We start from the raw sequence: 15,122 nt of genomic DNA on the forward strand, positions 1-15,122 counted from the left end.
GGGATCAAGCACCCTGCCCGCACCTAGGATGGAATGAACGGCGTGGGAAACGGTCACCATGGCCAACGGCAGCGTTCCCGATCCCCTGACGATCGATCTATCGACCAGGGAAGTCGAAATCGTGGAGCTTGTCGCTGAGGGACTGACCAATCAAGAAATCGCAGAGCGACTCACGATCAGCAAGCGCACCGTGGACAATCACGTCAGCAATGTCTTCACCAAGACCGGCGCCAAGAACAGAGTGGCCCTTCTGAACTGGGCGATGGATCATGGCAAGATCTGCCGCGATGGCTTCAACTGCTGCTCCCTGTCGGACGGTGAGCCCGGCGCGTCCTGAGCGGAGATCCGATCGCTCTGGGAATCGACAGCAAGGAACAGCTGGCCAAAGAGAGCTCAAACAGGGCCGCATAGTCCTCGCAGGCCTCCCTGCTCACGCCCATGAAACGGAGGATGCCATCGCTGTCGTAAAGGCCATACATGGCGACCCCCCAGAAGATCCCGTTGCTGAGTGAACCGACGAAGCCGGAGACCCATCAACAGAATCTAAAGCAAATCGAAAGACTCTTTCCACTCCCGGGGCCAACGGGACAAAGGGCAATGGGCCAAGGCGGCATTGCTCCAGCGGTCATCACCCGTAATTTCGCGCCCACACCACTCCGGCACCCGGATCGGCACATCGGCTGCGGGAAGCTCCACCTCAGCCAGCACTAAAGGAGCGTTGTCAGCCTCAAACACATCCACCACCCAGTCACCGCCTGGACAATCGAGGCTGAAGCGGGTCTTGGTGAGCCGCTGGGGGGCGAGCTGCCAGAGCGCCTCTCCGTCCTCCACCGGAATGTCGTATTCGAATTCATGACGGGCGAAACCTGCCGCCGGTGCCTTCAGGGTCAGCCAGGCCCTGTCGGCAAGCCCTGGTTGCTCCCCCCTAAGCCGCAGGCGAACGGTCAAACCCTCCCGGGAACCAGCGAGATAGCCCTGACGCAGGGGCTGAGGCGGACCAGCGAGGGTTCGCCAGCCCTCAGCAGTCACCAAAAAACGCCGTTCAATCTCCAGAGCCATGACCGTGAATCGATGGGGGCCTCGTCAGTTGGGGGACGGAGCGCTGTCCACCAGACTGCCGGCCCAGTGAAGCTTGTAGGCCAGGGTGCGGTAGTAGGAGGGGCGCTGCTCCAGCTGCACCATCAAGGCATGGTGGGGAGCCCGCTGAATCACGCAGCACTCGCCAGGTTCCAGCACCGTGCCACTGGCACCGTCCTTCCAGAGCTTCACCTGACGGCTTCCATCACCCAGGGGCCAGATCACAAGCCTGGAACGCGGTGGCACCACGACGGGGCGACTCGAAAGGCTCATGGGGCAAATCGGGCTGACGATGATGGCATCGATGCCGGGATGAAGGATTGGCCCTCCCGTCGCCATCGCGTAGCCAGTGGAGCCGGTCGGGGTGGCCAGGATCAGACCATCGCCGCGGATCTGATCGACCACCTCCCCATCGATCTCCAGTTCGAGGGTGCAGGTGGGAGCGATTTCATCGCGATAGGGGCGGAGATACAGATCGTTCAGCGCCCAGTGAACCTCTGGCGAATCACCGCCATTGGACTGATCACGCCCGGATGACGTGCCCACGGGGCAATTGAGATCAGGGCGACGATTGATCGTGGCCTGCAGCATCATGCGACGCTCCATGGCGAAACGATCTTCCAGAAGCCGCTGCCAGAGCTCCTGACCACCCAGCAGGCTGGCCTCGTGGGTGAGGAAGCCGAGATGACCGCCCACGTTGAAGCAGAGGATCGGCACATTCAGCACCGCCAGGTGGCGTGCTGCACCCAGCACAGTGCCGTCACCACCAAGCACCACGGCTAAATCCGGCAGCTCAGGCTCGGACGCGAGCAAACCCGGAAATGGATCTGCACTCAGACCACTCATGGCCAGGCTGACCTTGGCCCCCAGTGACTCCAGTTCAGAGGCACACTTGCGTGCTTCACGCAAGGCGATGGGGCTGTCAGCCCGATAGATCAACCAGACCCGATCGAGGCGCATGAAACAGTGGCGCCGGGGTCACCAGCGCAGCAGGTTGAAACGTTCCATATCCACTGTGACCCTGTTCCGATAAAGCGACAGCAAGATCGCCAGACCAACGGCAGCTTCCGCCGCTGCCACCGTGATCACAAACACCGCAAACACCTGACCGCGAATCAGATCGCCATCCACATAGGACGAGAAGGCCATCAGGTTGATGTTGACTGCGTTGAGCATCAGCTCAATGCTCATCAGCACCCGAACGGCATTGCGGCTATTGATCAGGCCCCAAACACCAGTGCAGAACAGAACAGCTGCCAGCAGCAGAAAGGCCTCGAGGGGAACGGAACCGCTGAGCAGATCAGACATGGGAGGGAGTAAGAAAAAACGGTGCGACCGGAACAGTGATCAACGCAATCAGGAGGGGCCCTGATCGACCAGAAGTGGTGTCCGCGCCTTTTCGATCAGGCCTTGATCGGCCTCCTCGCCCGTGCCGAGATCCGTGGCCTGAACATCCCGACGTGCGAGCACAATCGCTCCAATCATCGCCATCAGGAGGAGAACGGAGGCGAGCTCAAAGGGCAGTAAATAGTCGGTGAAGAGATGCTCACCGATCCGCTCAGTGGCTGCCTCGCCAATGGCCGCCGGGCCAGGAGTGGCCCATGGGGTGGTGACCACCACACGAACCAGCAAGGCAAAAAGGCCGGCACAGACCCCACCTGAGAGCAGGCGCCGCGTTGACAACCCTGGAACTGGAGCGAGGTCTTCCCGTTTGTTCACGAGCATGATCGCGAACAGGATCAGCACGTTCACAGCACCCACGTAAACAAGCACCTGGGCTGCCGCCACAAAGCTTGCATTGAGAAGGAGATAGAGGCCGGCGACCGCCAGAAACACCCCGCCGAGCAGAAACGCGGAGTACACGATGTTGCTCAGCAACACCACACCGAGGGCGCCAAGCACCACCACGGCCCCAAGAACAACAAAGCAAATCAGCTGGGTGGATGCCGCGATCGTCATTCGGCGCTCTCCTCCTTCGCGGGGGCAGACCCTGAGGATTCTCCCCCATCCCCTGCTCCTGAACCAGGATTGCTGGAGAGAGAAGCCAGGATCTGCTCAGGGAGCTGACCGGCTCGGGGTTGATCGGCAGGCACTCCGTGGGGATCCATGGCACCGGCAGGGAGATACCCCAGCTCTCGCAGGGGCTGAACGGAAGGATCGGTGGTGACGCTGGTGGGCAGGCGTCCGAGGGCCACGTTGTCGAAATTCAGGCTGTGACGATCAAAAGCTGCGAGCTCGTACTCCTCCGTCATCGACAGGCAGTTGGTGGGGCAGTACTCCACGCAGTTGCCACAGAAAATGCAAACCCCGAAATCGATCGAGTAGTTGCGCAGCTCTTTCTTCTTGGTCTCCTTGTTCATCACCCAGTCAACGACTGGGAGATTGATCGGACAGACCCGCACACACACCTCACAGGCGATGCATTTATCGAACTCGTAATGGATGCGGCCGCGGTAACGCTCCGACGGGATCAATTTCTCGTAGGGGTACTGGACCGTGACCGGTCTCCGCTTCATGTGGTCAAAAGTGACCGCCAAGCCCTGGGTGAGATTGCGGGCTGCATCCACCGCATCCCGGGTGTACTCGCCAACCTGCTTGAGAAATCCGAACATGGCCAGGGTGCCGTCAGAGGGTCATGATGCCGCGTCCAGCGGCGTGTTGTCTGAGATGAGGGAGCGGCTCAACCACCGAAAGCAACGGGGAACGCCAGCTTGAGAGCAGCCGTGACCAGGAGATTCACCAGGGAAAGGGGAAGCAGGAACTTCCAGCCCAGGTCGAGCAACTGGTCAATGCGCACCCGCGGAGTGGTCCAGCGCAGGAGAATGGCCAGGAACACAAGCAGATAGGCCTTGAGCACGGTCATGACGATGCCCACCGTGCCGGTGATCACTTGGACCAAAGGAGCATCAACCGACTGGCCGAGCCAGCCAGCCAGCCATTCGACCGGAATCGGGAAACCCCAACCACCCAGGTAGAGCACCGAAACCAACAGGGCCGAGAGCACGAGATTGATGTAGCTGCCCAGATAGAAGAGGGCAAATTTCATGCCCGCATATTCGGTCTGGTAGCCGGCCACCAGCTCCTCTTCGGCCTCCGGAAGGTCGAAGGGAAGACGCTCGCATTCGGCCAGGGCACAGATCCAGAAGATCAGAAAGCCAACGGGCTGACGCCAAACATTCCAGCTCAGAAGACCAGCTCCTGTCTGCTGGTCAACAATGTCGATGGTGCTGAGTGAGTTGCTCATCATCACCACCGCCAACACCGCCAGGGCGAGGGGAATCTCATAGCTGATCGACTGAGCAGCGGCCCTCAGACCGCCAAGCAGGGAATATTTGTTGTTGGACGCGTAGCCGCTCATCAGCAAACCGATCGGCTGCACGCTGCTCAAGGAGATCCAGAGAAAGATGCCGATGCCCACATTGCTGATCAGCAGGTTCTGACCGAAGGGCACGATCAGCCAGGAGAGAATGACCGGAACCACCACCAGCACAGGGCCAAGGGTGAAAAGCAGCCCATCGGCTCGGGCGGGAATGATGTCTTCCTTGACGAGAAGCTTCAGGCCATCAGCAAGGGGCTGAAGCACGCCGAGGGCTCCGGCGTACTCAGGACCGATCCGTTGCTGGACGGCGGCGGAGATCTTGCGCTCGAGCCACACGGTCACCAGCACGCCCACCACTGCAGCCACCAACACCAGCAGCATCGGCAGCGGCAACCAGAGCAGATGGGCGGCCTGCGGAGACAGGCCCAGACCCTGGAGTGTCTGACTGAAGCTGACCTCCAGATCCAGGCCCGGGCTCACCAGGGCCGGCGCAGTGGTGGCGAGAGGGATCACCATGTTCATGGGTGAGTTGCCAGCAACTTAGGCGCCCGCAGCCGGAACACGACCTTCAGCGGGAAGCCACTGGCGGAGCGGCTGGCCCGTATAGATCTGTGAGGGACGGAAAATCCTGTTGGCGCCAAGCTGCTCGCGCCAGTGAGCGAGCCAACCGGCCACGCGGGCAATCGCAAAGACCGGCGTGAACAGATCGCGAGGAATCCCAAGCTTGCGGTAAACGAGCCCGGAATAGAAATCGACATTCGGATAAATCCCCTTGGGGCCGAGACGGCTCTCTGCAGCCGCCTCCAGCGCACGCGCCACGTTGTAGAGCTCATCGTGACCGAATCGCGCAAACATCTCCTCCGCCAGGCCTTGAAGGATCACAGCGCGGGGATCCTTGACCCGGTATTCGCGGTGTCCAAATCCCATCACCTTGCGCTTCTTGGCAATGGCCGCGTCGAGATAGGTCGCCGCCTGATCGGGCGTTCCGATCTCCTCGAGCATGGCGAGCACATCTTCGTTCGCTCCCCCATGGAGGGGACCGGCCAGTGTGCCGACGGCCGAGGCAACCACGGCATAGGGGTCAGTGAGAGTGCTGGCCGTCACCCGAGCGCTGAAGGTGCTGGCGTTGAGGCTGTGCTCGGCGTGGAGCATCAGGCAGCGGTCAAAGATCCGTGCTGCAAGCGGGTCCGGCTCCCGTTCAGTGAGCATGTAGAGGAAGTTCGCCGAGTAGGCGAGGTCATCCCGGGGCTGGATCGGATCCTGGCCCTTCCGGATGAGCTGGAAGGCGGCCACCATCGTGGGAATTTTGGCGATCAGCCGCACCACCGCGTCGTAGATGTATTGCGGGTCATCGATGGCCCGACGTGAATAAAACAACCCCAGAGAGGCGGCACTGCTCTGCAGCGCATCCATCGGGTGGCCACTGGCGGGGAAGCACTTCATCATGTCGCGCACACGGAAGCTGACGCGCCGGTGCATCTGCACCTCTTCCTCGAAGTCGCGCAACTGCTGACTGGTGGGCAACTCTCCCCAGATCAGGAGGTAGGTGGTTTCCAAGAACGTGCTCTTCACCGCCAACTCCTCGAGGGCGTATCCCCGGTAGGAGAGGCGACCGCGCTGACCATCGATATCGCAGATGGCCGACTGGGTGGCAGGCACACCCTCCAGGCCTGGACGGAACACGATGCCCGTCTTGTCGTGACGGATCTCCTCAGCCTGGTTGTGTGCCACCTCCACTCCGCTGCTGAGGGCAACCTAAACCGAGCGGGGGAGAAGAAACCGTGGCCTCAGTAACGCCTCCAGCTGGGCTCCGGACCTGGCGTCAGCCGGCCCCGCCGGGATATGGAGATGGCAGAACCCGGCCTTACGCAAGCGAATGCTTTGGTCTGGAGCACCGAGAAGCCTTGCTGCAAAGGCACTGAGATCAGGCTCATGACCAACGAGGAGGCAACGGCCCTCCAGGCTTGGCAGCAGGGCATCGCAATCACCTCCAGGCATCAACCTCGACTCCAGCTGCAGCTCTGAAGCGAGACCAACCTGAAGAGCCAGCTCCGCTGTCTCCCGGGCCCGTCGAAAAGGGCTGCTGAGCAGGCGATCGGCGTTGAAACCCAGACTGCGCAGTCTGCGCACCACCGCCAGGGTGCGCTGACGCCCTGGCGGGGTCAGGGCCCGTTCAGGATCATCCCGACCCGCAACGCGCTCCTCGGCAATGCCGTGACGGAGGAGGAATAGATCAAGCGAAGCTGAGCCGGGCACGGAAGCGCAGGGTGTCGCTGGCTTCAGCCTGATCAGTTGCCGCTGGAATGTCAGCAGAAACAGCCTCTCCTGCAGAAACAGCCTCTCCCGCGGAAACAGCCATCGCCATGCCATGAACAGCCGGCAACAGGGAGCGACCGGCCACGGCCTGAAGAAGCGTCCAGGGGCGCCACTGCTGCAGTTGATCCCGAGCCCCCTGCTCAGCAAGGGCAAGCTGCTGCAACGAGGCCCCGTCGGCGGCAAGCGCCTCCAACTGATCGAGGCGTGGTTCAAGGGCTTTCTGATCCCTCCGCTGATGCAGCGCCTCGAGAGCGTTGCTCCACCAAGCGACTCCCGATTCCGACTCCAGGGCGACGGCGAGCTGGGCCTCGAGTGCCTCTTTGCCATGGCTGCGCTGCCGCTGCAGTTGCGTCCAGACGTTCAGGGATGCGGACTCACCAGGCAGGTTGGAACGAACCAGTCCCTTCTGTTTCAGCTGCGCATCCACGGCCTGATCATCAGGACGGCCATCGCGACTGCCTAGAAGCCAGCCATCGTTCAAATGCTCCCAGAGCAATGGGCCCTCATCGAGTTCGGCAATCACCTCCAGTGCGGGGGAACCGATCCGCTCCAGACGGCTGCGGAGGATGGGGCCCAGCCATTGGTCCAAAGGATCACCGACGTCGCTTTTGAGTAACTGGGCTGGTTTCTCCAGCAACGCCAAGGCATCCGCAGGCCCCCCTGAGGCCCGCAGCAGGGGAGCCGAAAGCTCCGCTGCCCCGGAACGCCGGATGACTGGCGAGCGGAAACGCAAACGGCCCTCCAACTGCAAATCGGCACGCTCGGGAACCAAGGCCGCCACGAGGCCCTCAAGATCCTTTCGCTGGGAGAGTGCCGCAGGGAAACCAAGCCAGGTTTCCATGGCCGCCGGACTGGCCGTCAACAAGGCGACACCATGGCCCAGCTGCCGCAGCTGTCGGCTGAGCTCCTGATCACCGAGCTGATGGAGTTCATCAAGCTGGGATCCATCAAGGGCCTGCTCCAGCACCCCACGACCTGAGGCCAGAAGGAGCAGGTCATCGTCAATCAGTGCCGTGGCCAGGGGCTGTGGATCGCGTCCCAGCAAGGCCCCGCGACCGCTGATCACGCCAATACCTCGGTAACGGCTGATCTGGAGATCCGTGCCAGCCAGGCTGCGGGTCTGCCAAAAGCGCTGCAGAAAGCGCCGGGCACCATCGTCATCGCGGCTGGCCAGGGCTAACACCCATCCCATCGCCCCTTCAGCACCAGCCGGTTCCAGCAGCGCCAGGCTCACCTGAGGGCCGAGCCAATCCGCCAATTCAGAGGTGTAATCAAGTCCTGCCAAGGCGAAGGCGCCATCACGAAGCTGCTCCATCCCCTCACGAGCGGAGCGCCGCTGGCGTGTAGGGGCCACCGCTTGGGCATAGGCCGGAAGCCGCCCCGGATCCACCAACCAATGCAGGCTCAGGGCCGACTGCCTGGGCACAAAGCGCGCCGCTCGAGGCAGCTCAAGGGGCTGCTCGGCCAAGCGCAGCGGACTCTGCTGCACCATCGACCACCACAAGGCTGCAGCGGCTCCCAACAGGAGCACAACCGCAAGGACAACAGCGAGCAGGAAAGAGCGGGCCTTCATGGGCCGGCAACGGGGCACCTCCCGTCATCTTTATCCATCCAGCGTCCGATGCCAGGGGCTTGCAGAATCAAACAATGAGCAACGACATCGAAACCGGGGCTCCGAAGCCCCTCACGGCCACTGATCTCCATCACTGGCTCCAGGAGGCCTCACCCCCCCTACTGGTGGATGTGCGGGAACACAGCGAACTGGCCATCGCCCCCTTCCCAAGTCCGGTGCTCCATCTGCCCCTGAGCGAATCAGAGCAATGGATGGCGGAGCTCGAGACCAAGCTCGCAGGAGTGGAGGCCCTGGTGGTGATCTGCCATGCCGGCGTCCGCAGCTGGCACTTCGGCTGCTGGCTTCTGTCCAGAGATCCCCACCGCTCCGTCTGGAACCTGAGCGGTGGGATCGATGCCTGGAGTGTGACCGTGGACCCAAGGGTCCCTCGATACTGATCACCCCTGGCTGCTCCCCCTGCTGAGGGGTTCATGACAGAACCGGCGGGGTGACCGCTCAGCCCCCGTACGATCGCAACGTTGAGCAAGAACCCTTGGAGACCCTCCCCAACCGACAACAGGAGGTTCTCCGGGCGACGGTCCATCACTACGTCGATACGATCGAGCCGGTCGGCAGCAGGACGCTCGTTCAGCGCTTCGGACTCAAAGCCAGCTCAGCCACGGTTCGCTCAGCGATGGGAGCACTGGAGCAGCGCGGGCTCCTGACACAGCCGCACACCTCGGCGGGCCGCGTGCCCAGCCCCAGTGGCTATCGCCATTACGTGGACTGCTTACTGCCGAAACCCGGTGTCGCGGCGCAGCATCTCGAACAGGAGCTCACCCAGCTGAGCCTCCGCTGGGCAGCCCTGGATGATCTGCTTCTTCAGATGGCACGTCGGCTGACCGACTTCACCGGCCTGATGAGCCTGATCACGAGACCGACGCGAGCGGAGCCAACCCTTCAGGCGGTGCGACTGGTGCGCAGCGGAGACAGGTTGCTGGTGATGCTGGTGGAAAACAGCAATCAAGCGAGCCACCTCAACCTGCGTCTCCCCCATGGAGCAGCCGATCAACTGGAGGCGATGGAGCACTGGACCAGCCATCAGCTGGAACAGCACGGTGACGGCAGCCTGGATTGGAACAGCTTGCCGCTTCAACTCCAACCCTGCGGACGAGCTCTGCAGGACGCCATCAACAGCCATCAACGCCTGCGACGCCCTGCAGAAAGTGGCGCCCTTGTGCATGGGGTCTCTCGTCTGATCGCCCAACCGGAATTCAACGACAGCAGCCTGGTGCGTCCGCTGCTCGAATTAATCGACCAACGACCGGCAGCCGTCGTGCCTGGGGATCATCAAGCTCCCCAGGGGGTCTGGATCGGGCACGAACATCCGGAGGCGGCCCTCCAGTCTTTCTCGGTGGTCCAAGCCAGCTATCGGACTGGAGCCGACGGGATAGGCCAGGTGGCGCTGGTGGGCCCGATGCGTATGGCCTATGCCACCGCCAGAGCTGCAGCCCGTTCAGTCGCCAGAGCCTTAGAACGCTTGCTCAGCTGAGGGCAGGCCTCAGCCTCCCAGGGCTTTGCCCAGCTTTTCGGCCACCGTATTCACATCCTTATCGCCGCGGCCGCTGCAGTTGAGCACCACCTCCGTTCCATCCGGCAAGGTCGGGCAGAGCTGTTCCAACCAGGCGAAGGCATGGGCGGTTTCCAGCGCAGGGATGATGCCCTCAAGCTGACTGACCAGCTGCAGCGCCGTCAGGGCCTCCGCATCGGTGACAGCACCGTATTCAGCACGCCCGATCTCGCGCAGGTAGCTGTGCTCGGGGCCCACACCGGGGTAATCGAGACCGGCGCTGATGGAGTGCGCTTCCTGCACCTGCCCCTCGCTGTCCTGCAGCAGCAGGCTCATGGCCCCGTGCAGCACACCCACCCGTCCTTCGGTGATGGTGGCCGCATGCCGCCCTGTGGCCACGCCATCACCAGCAGCCTCCACACCAACCAAGCGCACGCCTTTGTCCTGAACAAAGGGGTGGAACAGCCCCATGGCATTGGAGCCGCCACCCACACAAGCCACCAGAACATCTGGCAAGCGACCGAAGGCCTCATGACATTGACGCTTCGCTTCCTCGCCAATCACGGCGTGGAAATCGCGCACCAACATTGGGTAAGGGTGGGGTCCGGCCACCGAACCGAGGATGTAATGGGTGCTCTCCACGTTGGTGACCCAATCTCGAATGGCTTCGCTGGTGGCGTCCTTAAGCGTTGCGGTACCAGCCTTCACCGGTTGCACGGTTGCGCCGAGGAGCCGCATGCGGAACACATTGAGCGCCTGACGTCGCATGTCTTCAGCACCCATATAGACAACGCATTCCAGGCCGAAACGGGCACAAACCGTTGCCGTTGCCACCCCGTGCTGACCGGCACCCGTCTCTGCGATCACCCGTTTTTTACCCATACGCAGCGCTAGCAGGGCCTGGCCCAAAGCGTTGTTGATCTTGTGAGCACCGGTGTGATTCAGGTCTTCCCGCTTGAGCCAAATCCTGGGACCACCATCGGCGCGGCGGTAATGGGCCGTCAGCCGTTCGGCCTCATACAACGGAGTCGCCCGCCCCACGTAATTGCGTAACAGCCGGTCTAGTTCGGCAGTGAACGCCGGATCCCTCCAGGCCTCAGCAGCGGCGGCCTCCAGTTCCGCCAGAGCCGGCATCAACGTTTCAGGCACGTACTGACCGCCATACCGCCCGAAGCGTCCGCGATCGGTGGGCCTAGCGCTGACGGCCAGATCCGCATCGGTGGGCTGAGAAGGCAGAGTGCTGGTCACAGAGCAACCGACCGCGTCTGCGGCCGCTGAAGCATGGGATCAGCGTAAGCAGGCGGACACACGATGCCGCGAGTCGCCGAAAGACGGCTCGCTCGACGGCTCACTGTCTGGCGCGGAAACGGCAGGATGGATGAGATCGCGGAATCGCAATGCCGAAGGGTGGCTGGCAGGAATTCAGCAGCACCGAGAGCCTTCAGCGCCCCACCGGCCCAACGGCCGCACCGACCCCGAAGGCTCAGCAGATGGTGCGGGTGCAGCCCACCCGCGGCGGTCGGGGCGGCAAAACCGTCACGGTGATTCGTGGTCTTGAACTGGATGCCACCGGCTTCAAGGCTCTGCTCAAAAAACTCAAGGGCCGGATCGGCAGTGGCGGCACAGCGAAAGATGGCGTGGTGGAACTACAGGGGGATCAGGTGGACGTGGTCCTCGAGCTGCTCAGCCAAGAGGGTTACCGGCCGAAACGCGCCGGCGGCTGACGCCGCTGAGGGAGCTCTAACGGGCTGATGGAGAATGGCGAGCCAACCGGATCTGCCTGCCGCCCATGTCTGCCTCGCCTACCTACGGCCAGCTCACCAACCAGGGCGCATCCACCAACATCGCTTGGCACCACGCCTCCGTGGATCGAGCAGCCCGTGCCGAACAGCGCGGACATCGCAGTGCAATCCTCTGGTTCACCGGTCTGAGCGGTGCCGGGAAGAGCACCTTGGCCAATGCGGTGAATCAGGCCCTGTTCGAACGGGGGCTGGCCACCTACGTGCTGGATGGTGACAACATCCGCCATGGCCTCTGCAAGGACCTCGGCTTTTCTGATGCGGACCGCGAGGAGAACATCCGCCGCATTGGCGAAGTGGCCAAGTTGTTCCTCGATGCGGGTGTGGTGGTGCTCACCGCCTTCGTTTCACCCTTCCGGGCCGATCGCGACAAAGCCCGCGACCTGGTGGAGGACGGCGACTTCATTGAAATCTTCTGCGCCGCCGATCTGACGGTCTGCGAGCAGCGGGACACCAAGGGGTTGTATGCCAAGGCCCGTGCTGGAGAAATCAAGGAATTCACCGGCATTTCCAGCCCCTATGAGGCGCCCGAACAGCCAGAGCTGAAGGTCGACACCGGCAGCAGCGACCTGGAGGCCTGCGTCGAGCAGGTGGTGACTCATCTGATCAGCCTGGGCGTGATTCCGGCGAAGTCCTGAGCTCCACCCAGGCATCAACAAGAGTCTTGAAGCAGCTGGCCACTGGAACGGCCAGCAGCAGCCCCAGCAATTCACCCAGCCCCAGCAGATCGCCAGCTCTGGCACCCAACGGAAGGGCGATCAGCAACCAGGCGGGCTGCAAACCAACGATGCTTCCCATCAGACGGGGTTGGATGACCTGATCCACGATCTGACCGACACCGATAGCCGCGGCCAGGATCTCCAAACCGGTGCGGGGGTCCTGCACCGCCAGTAGTGCACTCACGGCAACGATGGTGAGGGCGCTGGCATAGGGAATCAGGGTCGTCAGGCCAATCAAAACGGCAAAGAGCACGCCGTAGGGAATGGACAGCAACGTGAAGACAAGGATCTGCCCGGCACTGAGAATGAGTGCCAGCAGCACCTGGCCGCCGAAATAACCACGAAAGGTGCGTGTGATCGTGCTAATCACCAGGGCACGCCACTGCTCAGGCAACCAGCGAGCGAGCCCGGCGGTGATCGCATCGCCCCCAAGCAGAAAGAACACGGCCAGCACCAGAACGATCACCGTGTTGATCGTGGTGCCGAGCGTCGCCCCGAGAATTCCCAGCAAGCGCTGACTGAACTGACTCGCCACCCGACTGACACGCGTCAGCAGATCGCTGCTCAGATCACCGAACTCACTGGGCAACCCACGCGAGGCGGCCCAATCCTGCAAACCGCTGATCCAGGCTTCCGCCTGCACCAACCAGCTGGGCAGGGCATTGATCAGCTGCGCCAGCTGATCAATCAACCTGGGAACCAGGGTGACCCCAGCGAGACCAAGGGCTCCGACGGTGACCAGGGTGACCAGCAGGATCGCCAACCATCGGGGCAGACCGCGGCGACTGAGCCAGCGACAGGGAATATCCAGCAGAAAGGCAATCAGAGCCGACGTAAGAAACAGCCCCGGAAATGGCGCCAGAGGCAGCAGTAACTGCCTCAGAACGTAGAGATTGAGGGTCAGCAGCGGCAGAGCAAGCCCCCATCGCAACCAGCTCGGCCAAGCCATGAGAGAACGCACCTGCGGCCATTGTGTGGGGATCGGCCAAGCGCTGACTGCTTGAGTCAGCGGCCCGCCATCCCTTCCAGGTAGCGGCTCGATCCGATCGCCTGAAGCCGGGCATCCTTGCCGGTGACCATGTCGTGCAGTTCCTGGCGATAGGTGGCCAGCCGCTCCGCCAGGGCTTCGTCGGCGGTGGCAAGAATTTGAGCCGCTAACAAGCCGGCGTTGAGCCCCCCTCCGATCGCCACCGTGGCCACCGGAATCCCTCCTGGCATCTGCACGATCGAATGCAGGGAATCCACCCCAGAGAGCGCCCGGCTCTGCACCGGCACGCCGATCACAGGGAGGGTTGTGAGCGCGGCGACCATCCCGGGCAGATGGGCAGCACCACCAGCACCGGCCACGATCACCTTGAGGCCCTGGTCTCGAGCCTGCTGCGCGAACATCACCATCTCCAAAGGTGTGCGATGGGCGGAGAGCACACGCACCTCAACCGCCACTCCCAACTGCTCCAACGCCTCAACGGCTGGCTGCAGGGTGGGCAGATCGGAATCACTACCCATGATCACCGCCACCTGGGGTGCGACTGAAGGCATGGTGCTGGCGCAAGAAAGCGAGACTGTCATCGTCCCGCACGAACCGCTGGCAGTCACCTGGCATGGATCGGATCACCAACGTGCGTTTGCCCCAGCGACCGGGCCGTGATGACCGGCCTGACCTGTGGTGGCTTGAGTTAGATGACGACAGGCTCATCCTCGACCTTGGCCGAATGCCGGAACGAGGCGCCATGGAGGGCCAGAACTGGCGAGGCGACTGGCTGAGTCCGATGGGGATCGACCTTCAGATCAACGGCGGACTTGGCCTGGCATTCCCCGAACTCACCGAGAAAGACCTTCCCAGACTGCTCCAATTACTGGATCAGCTCTGGTTGGACGGGGTGGAAGCGATTGCTCCGACCCTGGTGACCTGTGGCATTGAACCGCTACGCGAGGCCCTATCGGTGCTTCGGACGGCGAGGAACGAGGAACACCCCAACCGCTGCAGGCTTCTGGGAGCCCATCTCGAAGGCCCCTTCCTGGCCGAGGCGCGCCGAGGCGCCCATCCCCTTGAGCATCTCTGCAAGCCCAGCCTGGAGGCCCTTGAACGCAGGATCAAAGGCTTCGAGCATGAGATCGCCTTGGTCACCCTGGCCCCGGAGCTCAAGGGAGCGGAGCCGGTCATCGAGCGGCTCCGCTCCCTTGGCATCACCGTGGCGCTGGGGCATAGCGCCGCCAACGCCAAGGAGGCGACGGCGGCCTATGCGCTTGGGGTCGGGATGCTGACCCACAGTTTCAATGCCATGCCAGGACTGCATCACCGAGCGCCGGGCCCCCTGGGTGCGGCCTGTCGTCAGGGCGGCATTGCTCTGGGGCTGATCGCCGACGGGGTGCATGTGGACCCGACGATGGCCGTGCTTCTGCAACGGCTTGCCGGAGATCAGCTGGTGCTGGTGAGCGATGCCCTGGCGCCCTATGGCCTCGCCGATGGCCAGCATCGATGGGATGAACGGGTGCTGCTGGTGGAGAACGGCACCTGCCGGCTCGAAGACGGCACCCTGGCTGGCGTCACCCTCCCCCTGCTGGAAGGGGCCCGCAGACTCGCCCGCTGGAGCGGAGATCCCGATGGGGCGATCTGGGCCGCAACCCGTGCTCCCCGCGAGGTCCTGGAAGCACCGGAAGCGTGGGACACGCTTCTGCTTCATCACCCCCTCCAGGCTTGTCTGCGCTGGAGCCTGAAGGGGGATGGGGACCTGCACTGGCAACACGCTGCTTAGGATCCCGCCGACCC

18 protein-coding genes are annotated in these 15,122 nt (G+C 62.8%); 6 read left to right on the forward strand and 12 right to left on the reverse strand.

Annotated elements, in window-relative coordinates; translation table 11 throughout:
• The first annotated feature begins 58 nt into the window (after positions 1 to 58).
• Positions 59 to 337: a response regulator transcription factor gene (locus tag H0O21_RS02290; protein ID WP_131592040.1), complete on the forward strand. Its 279-nt coding sequence runs from the start codon at positions 59 to 61 to the stop codon at positions 335 to 337.
• Between the two features lie 206 nt (positions 338 to 543).
• Here the strand turns inward: H0O21_RS02290 and H0O21_RS02295 are convergent, their stop codons facing one another.
• The 9 genes from H0O21_RS02295 to H0O21_RS02335 all read right to left on the reverse strand — a co-directional run bounded on the left by H0O21_RS02295 (position 544) and on the right by H0O21_RS02335 (position 8,285).
• Positions 544 to 1,059, reverse strand: coding sequence for a CYTH domain-containing protein (locus H0O21_RS02295; RefSeq protein WP_185190239.1), 516 nt, complete (start codon positions 1,057 to 1,059; stop codon positions 544 to 546).
• Between the two features lie 24 nt (positions 1,060 to 1,083).
• Positions 1,084 to 2,037 carry an NAD(+) kinase gene (locus H0O21_RS02300; protein WP_185190240.1) on the reverse strand — a complete coding sequence of 318 codons (954 nt, stop codon included), beginning with the start codon at positions 2,035 to 2,037 and terminating at the stop codon, positions 1,084 to 1,086.
• A gap of 18 nt (positions 2,038 to 2,055) precedes the next feature.
• Positions 2,056 to 2,385, reverse strand: a complete 330-nt coding sequence (gene nuoK / locus H0O21_RS02305; protein ID WP_131454914.1) for an NADH-quinone oxidoreductase subunit NuoK — start codon at positions 2,383 to 2,385, stop codon at positions 2,056 to 2,058.
• A 48-nt stretch (positions 2,386 to 2,433) separates the two neighbouring features.
• The gene (locus H0O21_RS02310) at positions 2,434 to 3,036 is read right to left on the reverse strand and encodes an NADH-quinone oxidoreductase subunit J (protein WP_131454915.1); all 603 of its coding nucleotides are present in this window, start codon (positions 3,034 to 3,036) and stop codon (positions 2,434 to 2,436) included.
• Complete coding sequence (gene ndhI / locus H0O21_RS02315) at positions 3,033 to 3,689, reverse strand: NAD(P)H-quinone oxidoreductase subunit I (protein WP_131454916.1); 657 nt, start codon at positions 3,687 to 3,689, stop codon at positions 3,033 to 3,035. Before ndhI ends, H0O21_RS02310 begins: the two co-directional genes overlap by 4 nt.
• Positions 3,690 to 3,757: 68 nt before the next feature.
• Positions 3,758 to 4,876 carry an NADH-quinone oxidoreductase subunit NuoH gene (gene nuoH / locus H0O21_RS02320; RefSeq protein WP_185190823.1) on the reverse strand — a complete coding sequence of 373 codons (1,119 nt, stop codon included), beginning with the start codon at positions 4,874 to 4,876 and terminating at the stop codon, positions 3,758 to 3,760.
• 60 nt (positions 4,877 to 4,936) lie between these two features.
• Complete coding sequence (locus tag H0O21_RS02325; RefSeq protein WP_131592052.1) at positions 4,937 to 6,127, reverse strand: citrate synthase; 1,191 nt, start codon at positions 6,125 to 6,127, stop codon at positions 4,937 to 4,939.
• Between the two features lie 24 nt (positions 6,128 to 6,151).
• Positions 6,152 to 6,652: a histidine phosphatase family protein gene (locus H0O21_RS02330; RefSeq protein ID WP_185190241.1), complete on the reverse strand. Its 501-nt coding sequence runs from the start codon at positions 6,650 to 6,652 to the stop codon at positions 6,152 to 6,154.
• Complete coding sequence (locus H0O21_RS02335; protein ID WP_185190242.1) at positions 6,630 to 8,285, reverse strand: DUF3352 domain-containing protein; 1,656 nt, start codon at positions 8,283 to 8,285, stop codon at positions 6,630 to 6,632. The genes H0O21_RS02330 and H0O21_RS02335 overlap by 23 nt, the downstream gene beginning before the upstream one ends.
• Positions 8,286 to 8,359: 74 nt before the next feature.
• On the opposite strand from H0O21_RS02335, the gene H0O21_RS02340 reads away from it, so the two are divergent.
• On the forward strand, positions 8,360 to 8,722 hold the full coding sequence (locus H0O21_RS02340) for a rhodanese-like domain-containing protein (protein WP_185190243.1): 363 nt from the start codon (positions 8,360 to 8,362) through the stop codon (positions 8,720 to 8,722).
• Between the two features lie 95 nt (positions 8,723 to 8,817).
• Positions 8,818 to 9,816: a heat-inducible transcriptional repressor HrcA gene (locus H0O21_RS02345; RefSeq protein WP_185190244.1), complete on the forward strand. Its 999-nt coding sequence runs from the start codon at positions 8,818 to 8,820 to the stop codon at positions 9,814 to 9,816.
• A 9-nt stretch (positions 9,817 to 9,825) separates the two neighbouring features.
• Here the strand turns inward: H0O21_RS02345 and trpB are convergent, their stop codons facing one another.
• Positions 9,826 to 11,082, reverse strand: a complete 1,257-nt coding sequence (gene trpB / locus H0O21_RS02350) for a tryptophan synthase subunit beta (RefSeq protein ID WP_185190245.1) — start codon at positions 11,080 to 11,082, stop codon at positions 9,826 to 9,828.
• Between the two features lie 149 nt (positions 11,083 to 11,231).
• Here trpB and H0O21_RS02355 point away from each other — a divergent pair, with 149 nt between their 5' ends.
• Together H0O21_RS02355 and cysC are read left to right on the forward strand one after the other, a co-directional pair.
• Positions 11,232 to 11,558 (forward strand): translation initiation factor, encoded by a 327-nt coding sequence (locus tag H0O21_RS02355; RefSeq protein WP_185190246.1) that lies wholly within the window; start codon positions 11,232 to 11,234, stop codon positions 11,556 to 11,558.
• 65 nt (positions 11,559 to 11,623) lie between these two features.
• Positions 11,624 to 12,271 carry an adenylyl-sulfate kinase gene (gene cysC, locus H0O21_RS02360; protein ID WP_185190247.1) on the forward strand — a complete coding sequence of 216 codons (648 nt, stop codon included), beginning with the start codon at positions 11,624 to 11,626 and terminating at the stop codon, positions 12,269 to 12,271.
• Here the strand turns inward: cysC and H0O21_RS02365 are convergent.
• Positions 12,240 to 13,301: an AI-2E family transporter gene (locus H0O21_RS02365; protein WP_185190248.1), complete on the reverse strand. Its 1,062-nt coding sequence runs from the start codon at positions 13,299 to 13,301 to the stop codon at positions 12,240 to 12,242. The two genes, cysC and H0O21_RS02365, sit on opposite strands and share 32 nt — an antisense overlap.
• 56 nt (positions 13,302 to 13,357) lie before the next feature.
• On the reverse strand, positions 13,358 to 13,891 hold the full coding sequence (gene purE / locus H0O21_RS02370; RefSeq protein ID WP_255441092.1) for a 5-(carboxyamino)imidazole ribonucleotide mutase: 534 nt from the start codon (positions 13,889 to 13,891) through the stop codon (positions 13,358 to 13,360).
• A gap of 62 nt (positions 13,892 to 13,953) precedes the next feature.
• On the opposite strand from purE, the gene H0O21_RS02375 reads away from it, so the two are divergent.
• Positions 13,954 to 15,108, forward strand: a complete 1,155-nt coding sequence (locus H0O21_RS02375; protein ID WP_185190249.1) for an N-acetylglucosamine-6-phosphate deacetylase — start codon at positions 13,954 to 13,956, stop codon at positions 15,106 to 15,108.
• Positions 15,109 to 15,122 lie beyond the last annotated feature (14 nt).

The sequence above is a fragment of the Synechococcus sp. HK01-R genome, from assembly GCF_014217855.1.
Classification (GTDB): Bacteria; Cyanobacteriota; Cyanobacteriia; order PCC-6307; family Cyanobiaceae; genus Synechococcus_C.